Genomic DNA, 22,377 nt, shown 5'->3' on the forward strand with positions numbered 1-22,377 from the left:
CTCGCAAAGCCGCCGTGCTGCGAGGATGGCGAAATTGGTAGACGCACCAGGTTTAGGTCCTGACGCCAGCAATGGTGTGGGGGTTCGAGTCCCCCTCCTCGCACCAAACGAAACCCCTTCGATTCCGCCAAGGGGTTTTTTCTTTTCCGGCGTCTACGAACGGCTACAGCACCAGGTCGGCCAGTTCCACCATCATCACTTCGCCCTTCGCCTGCGACCGCCCCGCGAAGTCGACGCCCGTCTGTCCCATCAGCTTCCTGATTTCCTCCGGTATGCGTTCGCTCGCGCGCGCGGCGGCGATCGGTCTGTCGAGATGCGACAGAAACCGCCGTACGCTCGACGGCTCCCAGTACACGAACACGTTGAGCGGATACGACAGCTTCGCGTCCGCCTGACGCGCAGCCGTGATGTGCAGCCCGAGCGTCGGCGAGACGCTCATCTGGCGCGGACACACCCGAAAGTCGAAGCCGAAGTCCGTCGCCACGCTTCGCACGAGCAATGGCACGCATTTGTCGCCGAACTGCCTGTTTTCCGTTTTGCTAAGGGGCATCGCCGTCTCCGATGGTCTCGCGCATCTGCACGTTTCGCGCAGTGTTGCGCGCGGAAAACGCGTCGTCGGTGGGTCGGCGCACATGTCTTCGTGGCAATCGCACACGCGGAGCATCCGACGATGCGGCTGCGAAGCATCGCCCGGACGGATAAAATGAGCGGCTGCGTCGCCTCGTTGCGGCTTTATGCCTGAGCGCGGCCTGCACGCGAAGACACAAGACAAACTCGCTTCGCCACCCTTGCCCACCCCACACATCCCCTTCGTGAATTTCGACGACTACTGCCAGGAAAAGGCCGCCCCCGAAGGCTCCAGCACGTACTACGCGCTGCGACGCGCGCCGGCTGCGCGCCAGCCGCTCGTCACCGCGCTCTACGCGCTGTATCGCGAGCTGGAAGAGACCGTGAAGGAAACCAGCGATCCGACCATCGGCCGCACGAAGCATGCGTGGTGGCAAAACGAGCTCGGCAAGCTGGACGCCGGCGAGCCGACGCATCCGGTCACGAAGGCGCTGCAGGCGCACAGCCCGCCCGGCACTTCACTCGATGCGACCGTGCGTGCATCGCTTCCGACGCTCGTCGATGGCTTCCGCATGGATCTGGAACAGGCGCGCTACCTCGACTGGCCGGGCCTGCGGCGTTATATCGATCAGACGGGCGGCGCGCTGGGAACGGCGGTCGCGCGAGCCACGGCGCGCGATCCGGACGCGGCCGCGTCATGGGCCGAGCCGCTCGGTGCCGCGTTGCTGCTGGCGGAGCGCGTGCAGGACATCGGCGACGACGCGCGCAATGGCCGCATCTACGTGCCGATCGACGAGTTGCAGCGCTTCGGCGTGACGGCGGCGGACATCATCAATCGCAAGTACAGCGATGCATTCACCGACCTGATGCGCTTTCAGACCGAACGCGCCCGCCGTTCGCTCGACGACGCGCTCGCCGCCATTCCCCCCGCCGAGCGCGCATCGCAACGCGTGTTGCGCGCGCAGGCGGCGCTGTCGCAGGCGCGTTTCGACGAGATCGAACGGGAAGGCTTCCAGGTGCTGCATCAGCGCATTTCGCTCACGCCGATCCGCAAGCTCTGGATCACCTGGAAAACGCGCTAGACGACGCTACGCGCGCACGAAAGGCAGCGGTTCGAACGCCCGCCCGATGACCGGCGCCGATGCGACGTTCCAGCACGCATCGAGCACGGTCGCGCACAGCCTTCTGAAGTCGACGGAAGCCGGCACGCCGCCGTCGGCATCCAGCCGATCCAGCGCGGGCGCTTCGCCGAACAGCCCGCCACGCACCGCGCCGCCGAGCACGAAATGCGGCGCAGCCGCGCCGTGGTCCGTGCCGCGCGCGTCGTTCTCGCGTGCGGATCGTCCGAACTCCGAACGAGTCGTCACGAGCGTGCGGCGCCAGTCACCGCTTGCGATCAGCGCCTGGCGCAGGGATGCGATGCCATCGGCGAACTGCGCGAGCAGCGACGCGTGACGCGCCGCCTGAAGCTCGTGCGTATCGAAACCGTTGAGCGCGAGGCGAATCACCGTGACGCCCGCTTGCTTGCGGTTCGCCGCGATCACGCGCGCAGCCGCCTTGCACGATGCGGCAAACGATCGCAGGTCGAACGGCGAACTCAGTTGCGTGACGATGTCGCCGGCCGGAAACGGCCCCGCTTCCGCCGTGCCGAACGTGTGCGTGCGCGATGCGATCGACCGCGCGAGCCAGCCGTCGCGCCGATAATCGTCGGCATCCGACGCCGTGTTCCAGATCTGCTGCGACCGGTAATGCGAGCGGCTCGGCTGCGCGTAACCGACGCCCTGCACGATCGCCCATTCGCCCGCCTGCCACGCGGGCATCAACGGACGCAGCGACGGATGAAGCCCCGTGCGCTCGTCGATGTTCAAAGCCTGATCGCGGGGAATATGAAGCGTCGGCCTGAGCGCGCGATACCGCTCGTCCGCGATGGGCACCACCGTGTTGAGGCCATCGTTGCCGCCGGTGAAGTCGACGAGAATCAGCGTCTTGATCGCGCCGTCCGTGCGCACTGAAGCGTGCGCGCTGGCGAAGGGAATCGGCCCGGTAACCAGCGCGCCCGCGATCGACAGGAATCCACGTCGGTTCATCGCGTTCGCCCCGGGTCCGGATCAGCGTTTGTAGAGATCGCGCACGGCCTCTTCGATGTGCTGACGCAAGAGGCGGCGCTCATCGGCGGTCATGACGGTGTGGCGCGGCGGACGCGCGGGCGGGGTGTCGTCGACTTGCTGGACGGGTTGGAGCGCAGGCGGCTTGGTGTCGCGGTCGCGCTTCGACGCGGCTTTGCCGCTGCGCTGCTGCGCGCGGATGATGTGTCCTTCGTACCGGCTATCGGACGTATGCACGGCACGGTCGAACCCATTGGAGGAACCGGAGAAGGCGGAAGGTTGCGCGTAGGCCTGCGGCGCGCTCAGTACAGCGTACAGCGCACTTGCGAGTAGCGTCTTTCTGTTGATGCGCCTGGTGAGCGCCGGTCCGCGCTGCCGCGCTCCCTTCATGTTGTTCCCTTCGTTGCTCGACAACCGGACAGCCTCATTCTTTTCACGCTTCGCGAAAGGCCGGACAAGCCGCGCGACGCATTGGTGTAATGGAGTATCTACCGAATGCCGGGCCAAGGTAAAGCAGTGTACGCACGGATGATAAGAGGCGTGCCACAAGCCCCGTAAAGTTTGTAACTAACTGTTACACTCGCTTTTGTTACAAACTCGGTGTATGGACAAACGCGCTAAGATGCCCCTATGGAAACCAAGAACCCTTCAAAAATCCTCGTAGTCGACGACGATCCTCGCCTGCGTGATCTTCTGCGGCGCTATCTCGGCGAACAGGGCTTCAATGTGTACGTCGCGGAAAACGCGCCGTCGATGAACAAGCTGTGGGTGCGCGAGCGTTTCGACCTGCTCGTGCTCGACCTGATGCTTCCTGGCGAAGATGGCCTCTCCATCTGCCGGCGTCTGCGCGGCAGCAATGACCGCACGCCGATCATCATGCTCACCGCGAAGGGTGAGGACGTCGACCGCATCGTCGGGCTGGAAATGGGCGCCGACGACTACTTGCCGAAGCCGTTCAATCCGCGCGAACTCGTCGCGCGCATTCACGCGGTGCTGCGCCGTCAGACCCCGTCTGAATTGCCGGGCGCGCCGTCCGAAACCACTGAAGTCTTCGAATTCGGCGAATTCGCGCTGAACCTCGCCACCCGCACGCTCACGAAGAACGGCCAGGAAATTCCGCTGACCACCGGCGAATTTTCGGTGCTGAAGGTGTTCGCGCGGCATCCGCGTCAGCCGCTTTCGCGCGAAAAGCTCATGGAGCTCGCGCGCGGCCGTGAATATGAAGTGTTCGACCGTAGCCTCGACGTGCAGATATCGCGTCTGCGCAAGCTGATCGAGCCGGACCCGAGCAGCCCGCGCTTCATCCAGACCGTGTGGGGTCTCGGCTACGTGTTCATCCCCGACGGCGCGGCCTAAATATTCATACGCTCTTCAAGCGAGTTCGATACGCTTTATCTCCTTCAACGAGCGGAACGCGATAGACCCATGCGCATCGACAGGCGGCTACTGGCGCTTGCGTTCGGCGGCCTGTTCTGGCGAACCTTCGCGCTGATCGCGCTGCTGATCGCGGTCAGCCTCACCGCATGGTTCCAGAGCTTTCGGGTGATCGAGCGCGAGCCGCGCGCGCAGCGCGTGGCGCTTCAGCTCGTCGCCGTCGTCAAGCTGACGCGCACCGCCCTCCTCTATTCCGATCCCGATCTGCGCCGCGCGCTGCTTCAGGACCTCGAAAGCAACGAGGGCGTGCGCGTGTATCCGCGCGAGACGACCGACAAATACAAGCTCCAGCCGGACGAATCGCTCAATCGGCTGATCGAGCGGGACGTGCGCGGACGGCTCGGCAACGACACGATCATCGCGCAGTCGGTGAACGACATTCCCGGCGTGTGGATCAGCTTCAAGATCGACGACGACGATTACTGGGTCGCGCTCGACCGCGATCAGCTCGATACCGTCACCGGCCTGCAATGGGCCGGCTGGGGCGTGTTCGCGCTGGCGCTGTCGCTGTTCGGCGCGGCGTTCATCACGAGTCTCGTGAACCGGCCGTTCGCGCGCCTCGCGCTCGCGGCGCGCAAGGTCGGCTCGGGGCAGTCGCCCGAACCGCTGCCCGATCGCGGCATGGGCGTTGCTGCCGAAACGAATCGAAGTTTCAATCAGATGGTGCAGAACCTCGAGCAGCTGGAGGCGGATCGCGCGCTGATGCTCGCGGGCATTTCACACGATTTGCGCACGCCGCTCGCGCGCCTGCGGCTGGAAACGGAAATGAGCCCGTCGGACGAAGCGACGAAACTCGCGATGATCGACGACATCGAGCAGATGGACATGATCATCGGGCGCTTTCTGGACTATGCGCGGCCGATGCAGCGCATGCCCGAAGCCGTCGATCTCTCGATGATCGCGAGCGAACTCGCCGCGCGCTTCCAGGCCGACGACGGCGTCGTGATGCGCACCGACTTGGCGCCTGGCGCGATCATCGAAGGCGATCCGACCGATGCGCGCCGCGTCGTCGGCAATCTGCTGGAGAACGCGCGCAAGTACGGCCGCAGCGAACGCGACGACATCGCGCGAATCACGCTGCAAACGCGCGTCGCGCATGGGAGAGTGGAATTGTCGGTGATGGACGAAGGACGCGGCATCCCCGACGACCAGGTCGGGCTCATCACGCGGCCGTTTTATCGTGTGGACGCGGCACGCACGCAGGCGAACGGCACGGGTCTCGGCATGGCGATCGTTCAGCGGCTCGTCACGCGCCAGCGCGGCACGCTGCGGCTGCGTAATCGCACGCCGCTGCCGGGCTTCGAGGTGACGATCGACTTTCCGCAAATGAAGGGCGCCCGGTTCGACGGTCCGCGCGACTGAGCGCTGCGCCATTTGGAAAAGCTATCCCGTTCATTGGCCTAAACTTTTGAAGCAGCTAATTCGTGCGGTTATGATGATCCGATTCGATGCGCGGTGAACGTCCCGGCACTGTCATCATCGCGTTAAGGCTTTCCGGTAGTTTGACTTGAGCTGTCCATTCAACGAACACAGGAGCGTTTGCATGAAGACCGTTGGCGATAAAGTCGAAGCATTCACCGTCACCGCTGCGAAGCCGGGTTTCAACAACCACGAAGAGAACGGCCAGTCCGCGTTCGAGGAAATCACCGAGCAGTCCTTCCCGGGCAAGTGGAAGATCATCTACTTCTATCCGAAGGACTTCACGTTCGTCTGCCCGACGGAGATCGTCGAATTCGGCAAGCTGGCGAAAGACTTCGAAGACCGCGACGCCGTGCTGATGGGCGGCAGCGTCGACAACGAATTCGTGAAGCTCGCATGGCGCCGTGAGCACAAGGACCTGAACAAGCTGAACCACTACTCGTTCGGCGACGTGAAGGGCGAACTCATCGACCAGCTCGGCGTGCGCGACAAGGAAGCCGGTGTCGCGCTGCGTGCGACGTTCATCGTCGATCCGGACAACGTCATTCAGCACGTGTCCGTGAACAATCTCAACGTGGGCCGCAATCCCGAAGAAGTGCTGCGCATTCTCGACGGCCTGCAGACCGACGAACTATGCCCGTGCAACCGCGCGGTCGGCGGCTCGACGCTCTAAGCGCACCGTAGATTCAGCCTCATGCATGAAGCCCGTCCGCTTTCGAGTGCACACTCGGAAGCAGGCGGGCTTTTTCATCGCCATCGAAAAGGAGATGTCAATGGAATTTCTTTCCTCGATCAAGGAACTGGTCCCGGATTACGCAAAAGATATACGCCTGAACGTCGACGGCACGATCGCGCGTTCGTCGCTTCAGGGCAATGACGCGGTCGGCGTCGCGCTCGCCGCCGCGTATGCCGCGAAGGCGTCGAGACTCGTCGAGATCATCCGCAACGCGGGCGTGCTGTCGCCGGAAGAAACGAATGCCGCGCTCACCGCCGCCGCGCTGATGGGCATGAACAACGTGTGGTATCCGTATCTGGAAATGGCCGACAACGCCGACCTCAAGACGCAGCCCGCCGGCTTGCGGATGAACGCGTATGCGTCGCATGGCGGCGTGGACAAGCGGCGCTTCGAGATGTATGCGCTCGCGGCGTCGATCATCGGCAAGTGCCACTTCTGCGTGAAGTCGCACTACGAGAATCTCGTGACCGAAGGCATGACGACGACGCAACTGCGCGATGTCGGCCGCATCGCCGCGGTGATCGGCGCGGTCGCGCTGACGCTCGCGGCGGAAGGAAAGTAACTGCTCGGACGCCGCGCTTGTCGGGCGCGGCGTGCATCGATCTCGATCAGGCGTCGATGGACGTGCGGCGCAGCAGCACCGCCGCCTGCGCCTCGATGCCTTCCTTGCGGCCGAGATAGCCGAGCTTCTCGTTGGTCTTCGCCTTCACGTTCACGCGATCGACCGACAAATCCAGATCCGCCGCGATGTTCGCGCGCATCGCTTCGATATGCGGCGCGAGCTTCGGCGCCTGCGCGATCACGGTGCTGTCCACGTTGGCGATCGCAAAGCCCGCTTCCGACACGCGCTTGGCCGCTTCACGCAGCAGCACGCGGCTGTTCGCGCCCGCGAATTCGGTCGCCGTGTCCGGAAAATGACGGCCGATGTCGCCGAGCGCGGCCGCGCCGAAGAGCGCGTCGGTGATGGCGTGCAGCAGCACGTCGGCATCCGAATGGCCGAGCAGGCCGAGTTCGTACGGAATCTTCACGCCGCCGATGATGAGCTCGCGTCCTTCGACGAGCTGGTGCACGTCGTATCCCTGTCCGATTCTGAAATCCATCGATGCAACCTTGCAGTAGAGTGTGAGCGGTCCGCCGCGCCTCAGGCGGACGCGGTAAGGATCGCGCTGGCGAGACCGAAGTCTTCCGGATAAGTGACCTTGAAGTTGCGCAGGCTGCCCTGCACGAGCTTCGGCGAGTGACCGAGCCATTCGATCGCGCTGGCTTCGTCGGTAAGATCGTGGCCGTCGTGACGCGCGCGCTCGATCGCCTCGCGCAACATGCCGACGCGGAACATCTGCGGCGTCTGCGCCTGCCACAAGCCGTCGCGCGATTCCGTGCGCGCCACGCGCGGGCCGCTCGACGGCGCATCGGGCATGCTCGGTGCGACGCGTTTCAGCGTATCCGCGACGGGCAGCGCGAGAATGCCGCCAACCGGATCGTCGCGCACTTCGGTGACGAGCTTGCGAATCAGCTCCGGCGTGATGCCGGGGCGCGCGGCGTCGTGCACGAGCACCCAGTCGTCGTCGCGCGCGCCGAATTCGCGCAGCGCGACGAGCCCGTTGTACACCGACGCCTGCCGCGACGCCCCGCCCTTGCGCTGCACCGCGAAGCGCAGTCCCGCGAAGCGGCGCGCGTCGAAATGATGATCGTCCGGTGCGAGCACGACGAGTGTCTGCGAGAATTCGGAGCACGCGTCGAACGCGGCGAGCGTGTAGCCGAGCATCGGCCGGCCTGCGATCGTCTGATATTGCTTCGGCATGGGCGCGCCGGATCGGCTGCCGGTTCCGGCGCAGGGAATCAGCGCGAACAGGCGCGCAGTGGTAGACGGGGCGGCGGGCGAAGTCACGAGAGAATCAGGTGGCCAAGTCAAAGTGAAGCCCGGATTTTATAATAGGTCTTTCGCGACCACGTCCGGCGCGCGGCTTTCCGTGCTGCGCGAGGACGGTTCAATGCACACCTTATGTCTTCCAAAGCCGTCAAAGCGCAGTCCAGTTCCCCCATCGCGCTCGTCAAGCCAGGTCAGCGTTTCGTTTTCGACGGCGCTTCCGGCTCGTCGGACGCGCTCGCCATCGCGCGCTATTTCGCCGCTCATCGTGAAGCCGTTCCGCTGTTGACGGTCGTTTGCGCGAGCGCCGTCGATGCCCAGCGCCTCACCGCCGAACTGCCCTACTTCGCGCCCGATGCCCGCGTGCGTCTCTTGCCCGACTGGGAGACGTTGCCCTACGACACGTTCTCGCCGCACCAGGACCTCGTCTCCGAGCGGCTGGCCACGCTGCACGATCTGGGCGAAGGACGGTGCGACATTCTCATCGTTCCCGCGACGACGGCGCTGTATCGCATGCCGCCAGCGTCGTTCCTCGCGGCCTACACGTTTTCGTTCACGCAGGGCGAGCGTCTCGACGAAGCGAAGCTGAAGGCGCAATTGACGCTCGCGGGTTACGAGCACGTGAGCCAGGTCGTGCGGCCGGGCGAGTATTGCGTGCGCGGCTCGCTGATCGACCTGTATCCGATGGGCTCGCCGCTGCCGTATCGCATCGACTTGTTCGACGATCAGGTCGATTCCATCCGCGCGTTCGATCCCGACACGCAGCGCAGCCTCTACCCCGTGCGCGACGTGCGCCTGTTGCCGGGCCGCGAATTTCCGTTCGACGAAGCCGCGCGGACCGCCTTTCGCAGCCGCTGGCGCGAAGTCTTCGAGGGCGATCCGAGCCGCTCGCAGATTTACAAGGACATCGGCAACGGCGTGCCGTCGGCGGGCATCGAATATTATCTGCCGCTCTTCTTCGACGAAACCGCCACGCTCTTCCACTATCTGCCGGAAGGCTCGCAGCTTGCGTTCGTCGGCGATCTCGACGCGGCCATCAAGCGCTTCACGCACGACACGAAGCAGCGCTACGACTTTCTCTCGCACGACCGCGAGCGTCCGCTGCTGGAACCGCGGCGGCTTTTCCTGACCGACGACGACTTCTTCACGTTCGCGAAGCCCTTCGCGCAACTGAAGTTTCCGGCGACGCCCGAAGGCGGCTGGGCCGTCCCGCTGCCCGGCCTCGCGATCGACCGTCATGCCGACGAGCCGCTGCTCGCGCTGCGTCACTATCTGGATCAGACGGAAAACCGCGTGATGCTCGTCGCGGAATCGGCGGGACGGCGCGAGACGATCCAGCAGTTGCTCGCGGATAACGGTTTGCGCGGCGAATTGCGCGATACATTCCAGGAATGGCTCACCGCCGACGCGAAGTTCACGCTGGGCATCGCGCCGCTCGCGAACGGCTTCGCGCTACCGGCCGAAAAACTCGCGATCATCACCGAGACCGAGCTTTACGGGCCGCTTGCGCGGCGCGCGGGACGGCGTCGCCAGGAACAGGCGAGCAATGTCGATTCGATGGTCCGCGATCTCGCCGAACTCAAGGTCGGCGATCCGGTGGTTCATGCGCAGCACGGCATCGGCCGGTACATGGGCCTCGTGTCGATGGATCTCGGCGAAGGCGAAACCGAGTTCCTGCACCTCGAATATCAGAACGAATCGAAGCTGTACGTGCCGGTCGCGCAACTGCATGTGATTTCGCGCTATAGCGGCGCGGATCCGGAAAGCGCGCCTCTGCATCAACTCGGCTCCGGCCAGTGGGAAAAAGCCAAGCGCAAGGCCGCGCAGCAGATTCGCGACACGGCCGCCGAGCTTCTGAACCTTTATGCGCGGCGCGCGGCGCGCGAGGGTTTCGCGTTCAAGCTCGAACCGCGCGATTACACGAAGTTCGCGGAGAGCTTCGGCTTCGAGGAAACGCCGGATCAGGCGGCCGCGATTGCGGCGGTCATCACGGACATGACGAGCGGCAAGCCAATGGATCGTCTCGTGTGCGGCGATGTCGGCTTCGGCAAGACGGAAGTGGCGTTGCGCGCGGCGTTCATCGCGGTGATGGGCGGCAAGCAGGTCGCGATTCTGTCGCCCACGACGCTGCTCGCCGAGCAGCACACGCAGACTTTCACCGACCGTTTCTCGGACTGGCCCGTGCGCATCGCGGAGTTGTCGCGCTTTCGGACCGGCAAGGAAGTATCGACGTCGGTGCAGCAGATCAATGAAGGAAGCGTCGATATCGTCATCGGCACGCACAAGCTCTTGTCGAGCGATGTGAAGTTCAAGCGGCTGGGGCTTGTGATCATCGACGAGGAGCATCGCTTCGGCGTGCGGCAGAAGGAGGCGCTGAAGGCGTTGCGCGCGGAGGTCGACGTGCTCACGCTCACCGCGACGCCGATTCCGCGCACGCTCGGCATGGCGCTCGAAGGCCTGCGCGATTTTTCCGTGATCGCGACGGCGCCGCAGAAGCGGCTCGCCATCAAGACCTTCGTGCGGCGCGAGGACGAAGGCGTGATCCGCGAGGCGATGCTGCGCGAGCTGAAGCGCGGCGGACAGGTCTACTTCCTGCACAACGAAGTGGAGACCATCGAGAATCGCCGCACGATGCTGGAAGCGCTCGTGCCGGAGGCGCGTATCGCGGTGGCGCACGGACAGATGCACGAGCGCGAACTGGAGCGCGTGATGCGCGATTTCGTCGGCCAGCGCGCGAACGTGCTGCTGTGCACGACGATCATCGAGACGGGCATCGACGTGCCGAGCGCGAACACGATCATCATGCATCGCGCGGACAAGTTCGGGCTTGCGCAGTTGCATCAGTTGCGCGGGCGCGTCGGGCGTTCGCATCATCAGGCGTACGCATATCTGCTCGTGCATGATCCGCAGGCGCTGACGAAGCAGGCGCAGCGTCGGCTGGAAGCGATTCAGCAGATGGAGGAACTCGGTTCGGGCTTCTACCTGGCGATGCATGACCTGGAGATTCGCGGCACCGGCGAAGTGCTCGGCGACAAGCAATCGGGCGAGATACACGAGATCGGCTTCCAGCTTTATACGGACATGCTCAACGATGCGGTGCGCGCGCTGAAGGATGGCCGCGAGCCGGACCTGAACGCGCCGCTTGCCGCGACGACCGAGATCAATCTGCACGCGCCGGCGATTTTGCCTGCCGATTATTGCGGCGATGTGCAGGAGCGTTTGTCCTTGTACAAGCGGCTGGCGAATTGCGAATCGAGCGATGCGATCGACGGCATTCTCGAAGAGCTCGTGGACCGCTTCGGCAAGCTGCCGCCGCAGGCGCATGCGCTGGTGGAGACGCATCGGTTGCGGCTCGCGGCCAAGCCGCTGGGCATTTCGAAGATCGATGCGGCGGAGGTTTCGATCTCGCTGCAGTTCGTGCCGAATCCGCCGGTGGATGCGATGAGGATCATCGAGATGGTGCAGAAGCATAAGCACATCAAGCTGGCGGGACAGGACAAATTGCGCATCGAGTCGCGTAGTCCTGATCTTGCGGTGCGGATCGCTACCGTTAAGGAGACGCTGCGCGCACTGGGGGGGCCAGTTCGGCAACCGGCCGTTGCTGGGCGGTAAGTTTTTTTCGTTTCCCTTAGCCGGGGGCTTTTTCGGGGAGCTTGTTTTCGCGTCGGTCTATTAGCACGCCCCTCCCCGGGGCGGGGGTCACTTTCTTTGCTGCTGCAAAGAAAGTAACCAAAGAAAGCAGCTTTTCGGGCCCGAAGCACTGACTGCGTGATCACTCCGTAGAACCAGATTGGCACTCAGCTTGACACAGCCCTGAATCACCTTCCGCGCCCGCTGAGCGCCACCCCATGCGAGCCTCCGGGCTCGACAACACCGATCGCGCACAACGGTCCGTGCCGACAGAAAAGCACGTTGCAACCCTAGCCGAACCAACGGCGCGCGCGGGCGCGCACTCGCGCCCTCCTCGCCTACGGCATTGGTTTCTCGTTGGGCTTGTCTTTTAGTGGGGCGAAGTGCCCCACTGGTGTTGTCGAGCCCGGGGGCTCGCATGGGGTGGCGCTCGGCGGGCGTGGAAGGTGATCCAAGGTTGATTCAAGCTGAGTGCCAACGTGGTTCTACAGGGTAGTCAAGCATGGCGTGCTTCGGGCCAAGAAAGCTGCTTTCTTTGGTTACTTTCTTTGCAGCAGCAAAGAAAGTGACCCCCGCCCCGGGGAGGGGCGAGCTAATAGACCGACACGAACAAACGAAGAACTAAAACCAGCGCGCCAAACCAAGACGGCGCCCCCGTGCGTTCAGTAAAAATTCTTTTGCGCTATGATCGAACCCTACCCGCAGGAGTGAAAACATGTCACAGATCGCTGATCCGGCGCATCTCGAAGTCTCATCCTCGTCGGAAAATCCGAAATCCTTGCCGTGGATCGAACGGCTCGTCTCTTTCGATACCGTCAGCCGCAATCCCAACCTTGGTCTGATCGAAACCGTGCGCGACGAACTGCGCGCCGCAGGCATCGAATCGACCATCACGACCGATCCGCGCGGCCAGTGGGCCAACCTCTTCGCCACCGTACCCGCCCACGACGGGCAAACGAACGGCGGCATCGTCTTGTCAGGTCATACCGATGTCGTTCCCGTCGACGGCCAGGACTGGGCGAGCGATCCCTTCAAGCCCGAAGTCCGCGACGGCCTCCTCTATGGCCGCGGCGCCTGCGATATGAAAGGCTTCATCGGCGCAGCGCTTTCGATGCTTCCCACGATGCAGGCCACCAAGCTCGCCAAGCCCATTCACTTCGCGTTCTCGTTCGATGAGGAAATCGGCTGCGCCGGCGCACCGCTCATGATCGCGGACCTGCAAAAGCGCGGCGTGCGGCCCGACGGCTGCATCGTCGGCGAACCGACATCGATGCGTCCCATCATCGCGCACAAGGGCATCAACACGTACCACTGCTGCGTGCGCGGCGCGGCGGCGCATTCATCGTTGACGCCGAAGGGCTTGAACGCCATCGAATATGCCGCGCGCCTCATCTGCCATATTCGCGATCTCATCGACGAGTTCCGCGCCAAGGGCCCCTTCGACGAACTCTACGACGTGCCCTTCACCACCGGTCAGACGAGCACGATCAAAGGCGGCAACGCGATCAACACCGTGCCGGCCGAATGCAACTTCGAGTTCGAATTCCGCAATCTGCCGACCATTGACCCGGACCAGATCTTCAGGCGCATCGAAAGCTACGCGCACGAGACGTTGCTGCCGAAGATGCTGAAGGAGCACGGCAACGCGGCAATCGAGTTCTCGAAGATCGCATCCGCGCCGGGCCTCGACGCCACCGAACAGGCCGCGATCACGCAACTCGTGCGCGCGCTCACCGCGAACCAGGAGAAGCGCAAGGTCGCCTACGGCACCGAAGCGGGACTCTTCGCGCTCGCCGGCGTGCCGAGCATCGTGTGCGGGCCGGGCAACATCGAGCAGGCGCACAAGGCGAACGAATACGTTTCGCTCGAGCAGCTTGCCGCGTGCGAAGCCTTCCTCGGCAAGTTCATTCACAGCATGTCGGTCGAAGCGCAAGCGCGCTGAACCTTCGCGATCACACGAGCCATGTCCGCAGCCACGCAGCATTCCGACAATACGATCGACGGCACGCCGATTCCCACGCTCGACGACATCGCCGAGCAGCACATGGCGCTCACGCCGTGGGTCGCGCGCACGCCCATCTTCGAACGGCACGACTTTCCGACGCTCGAAGGCACGCCCGTCACGTTCAAGTTCGAACTGCTGCAGGCGAGCGGCACGTTCAAGGCGCGCGGCGCGTTCTCCAACATCCTTGCGCTCGATGCCGACGAGCGCACCGCGGGCGTCACCTGCGTATCGGCGGGGAATCACGCGGTCGCGGTCGCGTATGCGGCGCATCGCATGGAGGTGGGCGCGAAGGTCGTCATCACGAAGAACGCGAGTCCCGCGCGCGTCGCGCTATGCCGGCGCTTCGGCGCGGAAGTCGTGCCGGCGGACAACGTGGCGGAAGCGTTCGAAATCGTGCGGCGCATCGAAGCCGAAGAAGGCCGGTTCTTCGTGCATCCGTTCAACGGCTATCGCACGGTGCTCGGCACCGCGACGCTCGGCTACGAGTGGACGTCGCAGGCGCCCGATCTTGAAGCGGTGATTCTGCCGATCGGCGGCGGCGGGCTGGCGGCGGGCGTATCGACCGCGATGCGCCTCGCCAATCCGTCGCTGCACGTGTACGGCGTGGAGCCGGAGGGATCGGACGTGATGAGCCGCAGCTTCGCCGCGAATCACACGGTGAAGATGGGCGCGATGCACAGCATCGCCGATTCGCTGATGGCGCCGCATACCGAGCAGTACAGCTACGAGCTGTGTCGTCGGCATATCGATGAAGTCGTCACCGTGTCCGACGACGCATTGCGGCACGGCATGCAGCAGTTGTTCAGCGAACTGAAGCTGGCGGTCGAACCGGCGTGCGCGGCGGCGACCGCCGCCCTGCTCGGCCCGCTGCGCGAGCGGCTGCAGGGCAAGCGCGTGGGTGTGTTGCTATGCGGGACGAATACCGATCCCGCGACATTCGCGCGGCATATGGCGAACGTCTGATACAAAAACGGCCCGTATAAAACGGGCCGCTGTGCTTTTACGACACCGCCCCGAGCCGCCTTCTCTCACTGCGCTGCATGAAATAATTCGCGGCGATCACGCCCACCGTCACGAGCGCGATGAACAGCGTCGCGAGCGCGTTCATCTCCGGATTCAGCCCGAGACGCACGCGCGAGAACACGACGAGCGGCAGCGTCGTCGATCCCGGTCCGGACAGGAACGCCGACAGCACGAGATCGTCGATCGACAGCGTGAACGACAGCAGCCAGCCCGCGACGAGCGCCTGCGAAATCAGCGGCAGCGTGATCGAGAAGAACACGCGCAATGGCGTCGCGCCGAGGTCGAGCGCGGCTTCTTCCAGCGACGGATTCAGCTCCCGCACGCGCGATTCCACGATGATCGCTACATACGAGATGCACAGCATCACGTGCCCGATCCAGATCGTGAAGAGACCGCGGCCCGCCGGCCAGCCGATCAGCTTCGCCATCTCGACGAACAGCAGCAACAGCGAAATGCCCTGAATGACCTCGGGAATCACGAGCGGCGCGTTGATCATGCCGGTATAGAGCGTGAAACCGCGAAAGCGCCCCATGCGCGCGAGCACGAAGCCCGCCCAAGTGCCGATCACGACCGACGCGCACGCCGTCAGAAACGCGATGCGCAGCGACAGCCACGCCGCGTTGATGAGCTCGTCGTCGGTCACGAGCGCGCGATACCACTTCAACGAAAACTCGGTCCACACGGTAACGAGCGGCGAGTCGTTGAACGAATAGACGATCAGGCTGATGATCGGGATATACAGGAACGCAAACCCGATCCCGAGCGACGTCATCTGCAGCGAACGGCTGGGCTTGATCATCGCTTTTCCTCCAGTTGCTTCGCCTGGAAGTGCTGGAAGAGCGCCATCGGCACGAGCAGCAAGAGCACCATCGCGCAGGTGACGGCGGAGGCCATCGGCCAGTCGGCGTTATCGAAGAACTCGTTCCACATGACGCGGCCGATCATCAGCGTGTCCGCGCCGCCAAGCAGCTCCGGAATCACGTACTCGCCCACCGCTGGAATGAACACGAGCAGACAGCCCGCGATAATGCCGTTCTTCGACAGCGGCAACGTGATCTGCACGAACGCCTTCCACGGCTTCGCGCCGAGGTCGTAGGCGGCTTCGAGCAAGGTGAGGTCCATCTTCACGAGGTGCGCGTAAAGCGGCATCACGAGAAACGGCAGATACGAATACACCATGCCGATATAAACCGCGATGTTCGTGTGATACAGCTCGATCGGCGTATGAATCACACCAATCGACATCAGGAAGTTGTTCAGCAGACCGTTGTTCTTGAGAATGCCGATCCACGCGTACACGCGGATCAGGAACGACGTCCAGAACGGCAGCATCACGGCCATCATCAAGAGATTGCGCGTGGCCGGATTCGATCGCGCGATGTAATACGCCATCGGATAGCCTATCAAAAGGCACAGCACCGTCGATACCGCCGCGACCAGCAGCGAGTTCATGTAGGTCGCGAAGTACAGGCTGTCCGTCAACAGGAACGCGTAGTGCGAGAAATCGAGCGCGATGTTCATCACGCCCTCTTTCAGCGTCAGCAGTTCCGTGTACGGCGGAATGCCCAACTGGCTGTCCGCGAAGCTGATCTTCACCACCAACAGAAACGGCACGAAGAAGAGCAGCAGCAGCCACAGATACGGCCCCGCGATGACGGCGGTGCGGCCCGAAAGCCCGAGACGTTCGGCGATCTTCATGACGTCAGCACCACGCCCGCCGACGCGCTCCAGCGCACATAGACTTCGTCGCCGAACGTGGGCGAATCGATCTCGCCGAGCGCGAGGCTCGTCACGTTCGCGACCACGGTCTTGCCGCTTTCGAGCGTCACGTGATAGAGCGAATAGCCGCCCATATACGCGATGTTCGTCACCTTGCCGCGTCCCCAGTTGAACGCGCCTTCGGGCGGCTTGCGCGTGAGCGCGATGCGCTCCGGCCGCACGGAAATGGTCACCGGCATGCCGAGCGGCCCGGTGATGCCGTGGCTCACATACAGACGCACGGGCAGTTCCGGCGATTCGACGAAGACGTGATCCGGCTCGTCCTCGACGACGTTGCCATCGAACAAATTCGTCGAGCCGATGAACTGCGCCGAGAAGCGGCTGTTCGGATACTCGTAGACTTCATGCGGCGTGCCGAGCTGCACGATCTGGCCTTCGCTCATCACCGCGAGGCGATTGGCCATCGTCATGGCTTCTTCCTGATCGTGCGTGACCATGATGCACGTGACGCCCACTTGATCGAGAATGTTGACGAGTTCGATCTGCGTGCGCTGGCGGATCTGCTTGTCGAGCGCGGACATCGGCTCGTCGAGCAGCAAGAGCTTCGGGCGCTTGACGAGACTGCGCGCGAGCGCCACGCGCTGCTGCTGGCCGCCGGAAAGCTGATGCGGCTTGCGCTTCGCGTACTGCGCCATCTGCACGAGCTGCAGCGCGTCGTGCACGCGATCTTTCAGCTCGCCGCCCTTCACGCCTTCCTGCTTCAGCCCGAACGCGACGTTCGATTCCACGCTCATATGCGGAAAGAGCGCATACGACTGGAACATCATGTTCACTGGCCGGCGATACGGCGGCATCTTCGCGAGATCCTCGCCATCGATCAGAATCTGCCCTTCGGTCACGGACTCGAGGCCCGCGAGCATGCGCAGCAGCGTCGACTTGCCGCAGCCGGAACTGCCGAGCAGCGCGAAGAGTTCGCCCTTTCTCACCGACAGATTGACGCCCTTCACGGCCACCGTTTCGCCGAATCTCTTCACGACATCGACGATTCGCACGAAGTCGTCGCCCGTGCTCTGTCCGGATGACGCATTTCCCGATTGTGGCGCTGCCTTCAACGCGCTCGACTGCTCACTCATGATTGCCTGTTCGACTCCTGCATCTCGCGTTCGCGGTTCCATCGCGTGCGACGGATCACGAACAAAGCCCCCGGAGGTCCGAGGGCTTCGTCTTTCATTGAATAACCGGCTGTTCCACTCAGCGGCCGGACTTGAATTCGGTCCACAGCCGCGTCTGCAGGCGCTGAATCTCAGGCGGCAACGGCTTCAGAAGGAACAGGGTCTTGATGACGTCCTGCGGCGGATACACGGCCGGATCGTTCGCCACGTCCTTGTCCACGTACTTGCGCGCTTCGAGGTTCGCGCTCGGGTAGTACACGGCATTCGTGATCGCCGCGTGCACCTGCGGCGTCTCGATGTAGTTGATCCACTCGTGCGCGGCTTCCTTGTTCTTCGCGTCCTTCGGAATGGCCATCACGTCGAACCACACGGGCGCGCCGCCCTTCGGAATGTAGTACTCGATCTTGAACGGCTTCTTCGCCTCGATGGCGCGATGCTTCGCGATCACGACGTCGCCCGACCAGCCGTACGCGAAGCAGATGTCGCCGCCGACCATGTCGTTGATATAGCCCGACGAGTTGAACTGCGTGATGTACGGGCGGATCTTCTTGAGCATCGCGAGCGCTTCGCGATAGTCGGCGGGATTCGTGCTCATCGGGTCCTTGCCGATGTAATGCAGCGCGGCCGCGAACATCTGGTCGGGCGCGTCGAGCACGGACACGCCGCAGGCCTTCAGCTTCGAGATGTTCTCGGGCTTGAAGAGAATGTCCCAGTTGTTGAGCGCGGTGTTCGCGCCGAGAATCTGCTTCGCCTTGTCGACGTTGTAGCCGAGACCGGTCGTGCCGTACGCCCAGGGCACCGAGTACTGATTGCCGGGATCCGCGCCCGCGACGAGCTTCATCAGCTCGGGATCGAGATACTTCAGGTTCGGCAGCTTGGACTTGTCGAGCGGCGAGAAGATGTTCGCGGCGATCTGCTTGCCGGCGTAGTTGCTCGTCGGCACCACGATGTCGTAGCCCGAGTTGCCCGTCAGCAGCTTGGCCTGGAGGGTGTCGTCGCTATCGTAGTTGTCGTACTTCACCTTGACGCCGGTCTGCTTGGTGAAGTTGGGAATCGTGTCCTTGGCGATATAGTCCGACCAGTTGTACACGTTGAGCTGCGTATCTTTCGCCGATGCCGCGAGCGGCAGCAGCGTCGCCGTGCATGCGAGCGCGCCCGCGAGTTTCGCCAGCTTGGCCGTGCGCGTCGACGCGCGAGCCGCCAGTTTTCCGTTCATCTCGATTCTCCCTTGTTCCGACTTCTCGACGACGTCGCCGCGCGTTTCGGTCGTGCGCGTGCGGCCCGCGGTTCCCTTAAAAACCCGAAAACTACCATTAAACCGAAGTGCGACAAAAAATAATGCGCGGCCTGTCGCGCAAAGCACACGGCTGAGCGCCTGTCGCGCGGCTTTCGATGTCGCGCCATCGCGCGCGGCACGTTCCGCCGCCCGGAAAGTGCGCGCATTTTAGCCCTTAATTCGCCCCGGCGACACCTCATAAAACCACACTCGCTCCAGTGGAGCGTCGCGGCTCCGGCGCATGGCGATGTCATTATTCGTGACGGCCGTTCGTACTGCGCCGCGCCCCGTCGACGGCATCGCCGACAAGGGAAATGCGCGCGCCGCGAAACGAATGCGCCCGCCTGACGAATAGCCAGCGGAACAGTCGTTGCTAGCCATTTCGACGTGCGTCGCGAGAAGCGTCGCCATTCTGCACCCGCAACGCACGCTGCCGTGGCACGGCTTCGAAGGCCGCGCCCTCGTGCGTCGTTGCACCGCTATTCGAGGCCAACGTCCGCATGAACAGCAATCCGTCCGCGCTTGCCGAGCTTTCCGGCAGAAGGTCCGGCCCGCCGTCGTCCTTGCCGGCGAAGCGCGACGAACGTCCGCGCCCGCCCCGTGGCCGCTGGTACTCGTTCGCGGGCGCAGGCGCGCTGGTCGCGGTCGGCTACATGGACCCCGGCAACTGGGCGACGGCGCTGTCGAGCGGCGCGCGCTACGGCTATCGGCTGCTCTTCGTCGTGCTGCTCGCGAGCCTGATGGGGATGCTCCTGCAATGGGTCGCATCGCGCGTGGGCGTCGTCACCGGGCGCGATCTCGCGCAGCTTTGCCGCGAGCGTTACAGCCGGCGCACGACCACTCTGCTGTGGCTCGCGTGCGAAGTCGCGATCATTGCGTGCGATGTGGCCGAAGTCGTCGGCAGCGCGGTCGCGTTGCAGATGCTCTTCGGCCTCTCGCTGACCGCGGGCGTGCTGTCCTCTGCGATCGGCACGTTCGCGATGCTCGCGCTGCAGCGCGGCGGCAAACGGCCCCTTCAACGCGCCGTGACCGCGCTGGTTCTCTTCGTGAGCTTTTGCTTCGTGGTTCAACTCGCGCTCGCGCATCCGGCGTGGCGCGAAGTGCTGACGGGCCTCGCGCCCTCGCCCGCGTTGCTGCGCGATGCCGGCATGCTGTGGCTCGCGGCCGGCGTGCTCGGCGCGACCGTGATGCCGCATAACCTCTATCTGCATTCGTCGCTGGTGAAGGACCACGCTCCGCAACGGGACGATGAAACTATCGGCGATGCGCTCAAGGGCGTGAACATCGACACGTTCGCCTCGCTCGGGCTGGCGTTCGTCGTGAACGCGTCGCTTTTGATCGTGGCGGCGGCGGTGTTTCATGCGGCCGGTCATACGGACGTCGATGATCTCGCCGATGCGCACCGGCTCATCGCGCCGCTCGTCGGCAGCCATTGGGCGGGGATCGCGTTCGCGACGGCGCTGCTCGCGTGCGGGCTGAACGCGACCGTTACCGGGACGCTCGCCGGCCAGGCGGTGATGGAAGGCTTTCTGCAACTGAAGATGGCGCGCTGGGCGCGGGCGCTGCTCACGCGCGGGCTCGCGATCGGCCCGGCGCTCGCGGCCGTCGCGAGCTTCGGCCAGCACGGCTCGAACGCGCTGCTCGTCGCGACGCAAGTGGTGCTGAGCCTGCAATTGCCGCTCGCGGTGATTCCGCTCGTGCGCTTCGCCTCCGATGCCGACCTCATGGGCCGCTGGCGCGTCGCGCGCGTGCCGCTCTCGCTCGCCTGGACATGCGCCGGACTGATCGTGGTGCTGAACGGCGCGATGCTGTGGCAGTCGATCTTCGGGCAGTGACGTGCGCTGTCGGGATCAGGCGGGTTCCGTCTTGCGCGGTTACGATGACGCCTCGTCGCGCAACGCCGCTTTTCCGAAAAGGATGTCCGCCTGATGGCTCCCGCTTCACGAATGGTCTCGTTCGCGCGTGAGCGCAATCGCGCGAATCTGGCGCTCGCGCTTCTCGCGCTCACGACGGGCGCGCATGCGACGGTCGCCGTGCTGCAACCGCCACGCGAAGCGGCTGCGGCCCAGCCGCTCGAACTCACGCTGCTCTATACCGACGACGACAAGAAGCCCCTCACCGTCGACGTGCCGAAACAACTCACCGTGCAACTGACCAACGGCGATTTGCCGCCGGCGCCGCTCGTGCTGAATCGCGACCCGGCGACGCCCGATCGTCTGCGGCTCGCGCCGGGGCAGTATCGCCGGGTGCGCTATGCCGCGCCGTGGCCCGAATCCGCGCGCGGCACGGTCAAGATCGATCCGGTCGGGTTCGATGCATCGCCGATGCTCGTCACGCTGAATCGCGGCGAGAACCAGGCGCAGGTCGCTGCCGCCGAGAAGCGCGAAACGCAGGCGGCCACGCCCGCGCAGCTCGCGAGCGCCGCCGCCGAAGCCGATGCATCGCCGACGACCGTCCCGACGATGCTCTCCGGCCGCTTCAGCACCTTCGAGCCGATTTATTTCGCCGACGGCAAGAACGGCGACAACCTCGCCAAGTTCCAGTTCAGCTTCAAGTACCGGCTGCATCTGCCGGACGATCCGCGCTCGCGCGGCTTCCTCGACAATCTGTACTTCGCGTACACGCAGACATCGATATGGAATCTGTCCGCTCCGTCCGCGCCGTTTCGCGACACCAGCTATCAGCCGCAGCTTTTCTACTACGTGCAGGACACCGGCTGGAAGAGCCCGCTCTTCACGCGCATGGGCGTGACGGCGGGCATCGGGCATGAATCGAATGGCAAGAGCGGTGACGAGTCGCGCGCGATCAACATCGCGTTCGTGCGTCCGACGTGGGACTTCGGCGATCTCGCCAGCGATCACCTGACGCTGTCGCCGAAGTTCTACTATTACTTGTCGAAGAGCGGCAACGAGGACATCGCGGACTATCGCGGCTATGTCGATTTTCTCGTCAAATACGGCAGCCCGGACGGCTGGCAGCTCGCGACGACGCTGCGCAAAGGCACGAAGCACTGGTACGGCAGCGTGGACTCGAATCTGACTTATCCGCTCGCGAAGCTCTTCGGCAGCGCGTGGGGCGGATATGTGTTCGTGAGCTATTTCAACGGCTACGGCGAGGACATTCTGGATTACAACCAGCGGCATCACTGGATCGCGCGGATAGGCTACAGTATTGCCCGCTGATTCTTATTTTCCGACTACTCCGCTCATGTCCTCGATTCTCCACGACCTTCCCGACAGCCCTTGCATCGGCGTGTGTTCCACCCTCTTCGATGAAATCTGCAAAGGCTGCGGCCGCACGGCGGGTGAAGTATCGAACTGGGTCTTTCTAAACGATGAAGAGAAGCGCGCGATCTGGGAGCGGATCACGCGCGAAGGCACGGCAATGCGCTTCCGGAACGACAAAGTCTGAGTTCGCGAAGCAG

20 protein-coding genes and 1 tRNA gene are annotated in these 22,377 nt (G+C 63.8%); 12 read left to right on the forward strand and 9 right to left on the reverse strand.

From position 1 onward, the window contains the following. Nucleotides 1-19: 19 nt before the first annotated feature. Nucleotides 20-106 (forward strand) — tRNA-Leu (locus tag AWB72_RS15050). 57 nt (nucleotides 107-163) lie between these two features. On the opposite strand, the gene AWB72_RS15055 is transcribed toward AWB72_RS15050, so the two are convergent. Next, nucleotides 164-550 (reverse strand): DUF5594 family protein, encoded by a 387-nt coding sequence (locus tag AWB72_RS15055; protein ID WP_040048600.1) that lies wholly within the window; start codon nucleotides 548-550, stop codon nucleotides 164-166. A 262-nt stretch (nucleotides 551-812) separates the two neighbouring features. On the opposite strand from AWB72_RS15055, the gene AWB72_RS15060 reads away from it, so the two are divergent. Next, nucleotides 813-1,649: a squalene/phytoene synthase family protein gene (locus tag AWB72_RS15060; RefSeq protein WP_040048524.1), complete on the forward strand. Its 837-nt coding sequence runs from the start codon at nucleotides 813-815 to the stop codon at nucleotides 1,647-1,649. Between the two features lie 6 nt (nucleotides 1,650-1,655). Here AWB72_RS15060 and AWB72_RS15065 read toward each other — a convergent pair whose 3' ends face one another. Next, the gene (locus tag AWB72_RS15065) at nucleotides 1,656-2,654 is read right to left on the reverse strand and encodes a DUF1501 domain-containing protein (protein WP_040048525.1); all 999 of its coding nucleotides are present in this window, start codon (nucleotides 2,652-2,654) and stop codon (nucleotides 1,656-1,658) included. Between the two features lie 21 nt (nucleotides 2,655-2,675). Next, nucleotides 2,676-3,062 carry a hypothetical protein gene (locus tag AWB72_RS15070; protein ID WP_040048601.1) on the reverse strand — a complete coding sequence of 129 codons (387 nt, stop codon included), beginning with the start codon at nucleotides 3,060-3,062 and terminating at the stop codon, nucleotides 2,676-2,678. Nucleotides 3,063-3,302: 240 nt separating this feature from the next. On the opposite strand from AWB72_RS15070, the gene ompR reads away from it, so the two are divergent. From ompR to AWB72_RS15090, 4 genes are all read left to right on the forward strand, one after another. After that, nucleotides 3,303-4,028 carry a two-component system response regulator GluR gene (gene ompR / locus AWB72_RS15075; protein ID WP_008349770.1) on the forward strand — a complete coding sequence of 242 codons (726 nt, stop codon included), beginning with the start codon at nucleotides 3,303-3,305 and terminating at the stop codon, nucleotides 4,026-4,028. A gap of 69 nt (nucleotides 4,029-4,097) precedes the next feature. Next, the gene (locus tag AWB72_RS15080) at nucleotides 4,098-5,468 is read left to right on the forward strand and encodes a two-component system sensor histidine kinase GluS (RefSeq protein WP_040048526.1); all 1,371 of its coding nucleotides are present in this window, start codon (nucleotides 4,098-4,100) and stop codon (nucleotides 5,466-5,468) included. A gap of 181 nt (nucleotides 5,469-5,649) precedes the next feature. Then, the gene (locus tag AWB72_RS15085; RefSeq protein WP_087128155.1) at nucleotides 5,650-6,198 is read left to right on the forward strand and encodes a peroxiredoxin; all 549 of its coding nucleotides are present in this window, start codon (nucleotides 5,650-5,652) and stop codon (nucleotides 6,196-6,198) included. Between the two features lie 100 nt (nucleotides 6,199-6,298). Continuing rightward, nucleotides 6,299-6,823: a carboxymuconolactone decarboxylase family protein gene (locus tag AWB72_RS15090; RefSeq protein ID WP_040048602.1), complete on the forward strand. Its 525-nt coding sequence runs from the start codon at nucleotides 6,299-6,301 to the stop codon at nucleotides 6,821-6,823. A gap of 46 nt (nucleotides 6,824-6,869) precedes the next feature. Here the strand turns inward: AWB72_RS15090 and ispF are convergent, their stop codons facing one another. Continuing rightward, complete coding sequence (ispF, locus tag AWB72_RS15095; RefSeq protein ID WP_040048528.1) at nucleotides 6,870-7,361, reverse strand: 2-C-methyl-D-erythritol 2,4-cyclodiphosphate synthase; 492 nt, start codon at nucleotides 7,359-7,361, stop codon at nucleotides 6,870-6,872. Nucleotides 7,362-7,402: 41 nt separating this feature from the next. Then, the gene (gene ispD, locus AWB72_RS15100) at nucleotides 7,403-8,062 is read right to left on the reverse strand and encodes a 2-C-methyl-D-erythritol 4-phosphate cytidylyltransferase (RefSeq protein ID WP_244285638.1); all 660 of its coding nucleotides are present in this window, start codon (nucleotides 8,060-8,062) and stop codon (nucleotides 7,403-7,405) included. Between the two features lie 201 nt (nucleotides 8,063-8,263). Between ispD and mfd the strand changes: the two genes are divergently transcribed. The 3 genes from mfd (at nucleotide 8,264) to AWB72_RS15115 (ending at nucleotide 14,726) form a co-directional block, all read left to right on the forward strand. Continuing rightward, nucleotides 8,264-11,740, forward strand: coding sequence for a transcription-repair coupling factor (mfd, locus tag AWB72_RS15105; RefSeq protein ID WP_040048530.1), 3,477 nt, complete (start codon nucleotides 8,264-8,266; stop codon nucleotides 11,738-11,740). A 733-nt stretch (nucleotides 11,741-12,473) separates the two neighbouring features. Beyond that, on the forward strand, nucleotides 12,474-13,700 hold the full coding sequence (argE, locus tag AWB72_RS15110; protein ID WP_040049500.1) for an acetylornithine deacetylase: 1,227 nt from the start codon (nucleotides 12,474-12,476) through the stop codon (nucleotides 13,698-13,700). Between the two features lie 21 nt (nucleotides 13,701-13,721). Beyond that, nucleotides 13,722-14,726 carry a threonine/serine dehydratase family protein gene (locus AWB72_RS15115; RefSeq protein ID WP_040049499.1) on the forward strand — a complete coding sequence of 335 codons (1,005 nt, stop codon included), beginning with the start codon at nucleotides 13,722-13,724 and terminating at the stop codon, nucleotides 14,724-14,726. Nucleotides 14,727-14,763: 37 nt separating this feature from the next. Here AWB72_RS15115 and AWB72_RS15120 read toward each other — a convergent pair whose 3' ends face one another. From AWB72_RS15120 to AWB72_RS15135, 4 genes are all read right to left on the reverse strand, one after another. Further along, nucleotides 14,764-15,582: an ABC transporter permease subunit gene (locus AWB72_RS15120; RefSeq protein WP_040049552.1), complete on the reverse strand. Its 819-nt coding sequence runs from the start codon at nucleotides 15,580-15,582 to the stop codon at nucleotides 14,764-14,766. Further along, entirely contained in the window at nucleotides 15,582-16,484 is a 903-nt protein-coding gene (locus tag AWB72_RS15125) for an ABC transporter permease subunit (protein WP_040049498.1), read from the reverse strand. The genes AWB72_RS15120 and AWB72_RS15125 overlap by 1 nt, the downstream gene beginning before the upstream one ends. Further along, nucleotides 16,481-17,638 carry an ABC transporter ATP-binding protein gene (locus AWB72_RS15130; protein WP_040049497.1) on the reverse strand — a complete coding sequence of 386 codons (1,158 nt, stop codon included), beginning with the start codon at nucleotides 17,636-17,638 and terminating at the stop codon, nucleotides 16,481-16,483. The genes AWB72_RS15125 and AWB72_RS15130 overlap by 4 nt, the downstream gene beginning before the upstream one ends. A gap of 118 nt (nucleotides 17,639-17,756) precedes the next feature. Further along, complete coding sequence (locus AWB72_RS15135; RefSeq protein ID WP_244285639.1) at nucleotides 17,757-18,893, reverse strand: polyamine ABC transporter substrate-binding protein; 1,137 nt, start codon at nucleotides 18,891-18,893, stop codon at nucleotides 17,757-17,759. A gap of 560 nt (nucleotides 18,894-19,453) precedes the next feature. Here AWB72_RS15135 and AWB72_RS15140 point away from each other — a divergent pair. The 3 genes from AWB72_RS15140 (at nucleotide 19,454) to AWB72_RS15150 (ending at nucleotide 22,364) form a co-directional block, all read left to right on the forward strand. After that, nucleotides 19,454-20,788: an Nramp family divalent metal transporter gene (locus tag AWB72_RS15140; protein ID WP_040049496.1), complete on the forward strand. Its 1,335-nt coding sequence runs from the start codon at nucleotides 19,454-19,456 to the stop codon at nucleotides 20,786-20,788. Between the two features lie 93 nt (nucleotides 20,789-20,881). Continuing rightward, the gene (locus AWB72_RS15145; protein ID WP_244285640.1) at nucleotides 20,882-22,135 is read left to right on the forward strand and encodes a phospholipase A; all 1,254 of its coding nucleotides are present in this window, start codon (nucleotides 20,882-20,884) and stop codon (nucleotides 22,133-22,135) included. A gap of 25 nt (nucleotides 22,136-22,160) precedes the next feature. Then, nucleotides 22,161-22,364, forward strand: a complete 204-nt coding sequence (locus AWB72_RS15150) for a DUF1289 domain-containing protein (protein WP_040049495.1) — start codon at nucleotides 22,161-22,163, stop codon at nucleotides 22,362-22,364. Nucleotides 22,365-22,377: the final 13 nt, after the last annotated feature.

Source organism: Caballeronia concitans, from assembly GCF_001544615.1.
Lineage (GTDB): Bacteria > Pseudomonadota > Gammaproteobacteria > Burkholderiales > Burkholderiaceae > Caballeronia > Caballeronia concitans.

What these genes read in the sequence shown, in the direction of transcription:
- argE (WP_040049500.1), top strand. Translation starts at nt 12,474, where the DNA reads ATGTCACAGATCGCTGATCCGGCGCATCTCGAAGTCTCATCCTCGTCG.
- ompR (WP_008349770.1), top strand. Translation starts at nt 3,303, where the DNA reads ATGGAAACCAAGAACCCTTCAAAAATCCTCGTAGTCGACGACGATCCT.
- AWB72_RS15145 (WP_244285640.1), top strand. Translation starts at nt 20,882, where the DNA reads ATGGCTCCCGCTTCACGAATGGTCTCGTTCGCGCGTGAGCGCAATCGC.
- AWB72_RS15125 (WP_040049498.1), bottom strand. Translation starts at nt 16,484, where the DNA reads ATGAAGATCGCCGAACGTCTCGGGCTTTCGGGCCGCACCGCCGTCATC.
- ispF (WP_040048528.1), bottom strand. Translation starts at nt 7,361, where the DNA reads ATGGATTTCAGAATCGGACAGGGATACGACGTGCACCAGCTCGTCGAA.
- AWB72_RS15135 (WP_244285639.1), bottom strand. Translation starts at nt 18,893, where the DNA reads ATGAACGGAAAACTGGCGGCTCGCGCGTCGACGCGCACGGCCAAGCTG.
- AWB72_RS15115 (WP_040049499.1), top strand. Translation starts at nt 13,722, where the DNA reads ATGTCCGCAGCCACGCAGCATTCCGACAATACGATCGACGGCACGCCG.
- AWB72_RS15080 (WP_040048526.1), top strand. Translation starts at nt 4,098, where the DNA reads ATGCGCATCGACAGGCGGCTACTGGCGCTTGCGTTCGGCGGCCTGTTC.
- ispD (WP_244285638.1), bottom strand. Translation starts at nt 8,062, where the DNA reads ATGCCGAAGCAATATCAGACGATCGCAGGCCGGCCGATGCTCGGCTAC.
- AWB72_RS15055 (WP_040048600.1), bottom strand. Translation starts at nt 550, where the DNA reads ATGCCCCTTAGCAAAACGGAAAACAGGCAGTTCGGCGACAAATGCGTG.
- AWB72_RS15130 (WP_040049497.1), bottom strand. Translation starts at nt 17,638, where the DNA reads ATGAGTGAGCAGTCGAGCGCGTTGAAGGCAGCGCCACAATCGGGAAAT.
- AWB72_RS15090 (WP_040048602.1), top strand. Translation starts at nt 6,299, where the DNA reads ATGGAATTTCTTTCCTCGATCAAGGAACTGGTCCCGGATTACGCAAAA.
- AWB72_RS15070 (WP_040048601.1), bottom strand. Translation starts at nt 3,062, where the DNA reads ATGAAGGGAGCGCGGCAGCGCGGACCGGCGCTCACCAGGCGCATCAAC.
- AWB72_RS15085 (WP_087128155.1), top strand. Translation starts at nt 5,650, where the DNA reads ATGAAGACCGTTGGCGATAAAGTCGAAGCATTCACCGTCACCGCTGCG.
- mfd (WP_040048530.1), top strand. Translation starts at nt 8,264, where the DNA reads ATGTCTTCCAAAGCCGTCAAAGCGCAGTCCAGTTCCCCCATCGCGCTC.
- AWB72_RS15150 (WP_040049495.1), top strand. Translation starts at nt 22,161, where the DNA reads ATGTCCTCGATTCTCCACGACCTTCCCGACAGCCCTTGCATCGGCGTG.
- AWB72_RS15065 (WP_040048525.1), bottom strand. Translation starts at nt 2,654, where the DNA reads ATGAACCGACGTGGATTCCTGTCGATCGCGGGCGCGCTGGTTACCGGG.
- AWB72_RS15140 (WP_040049496.1), top strand. Translation starts at nt 19,454, where the DNA reads ATGAACAGCAATCCGTCCGCGCTTGCCGAGCTTTCCGGCAGAAGGTCC.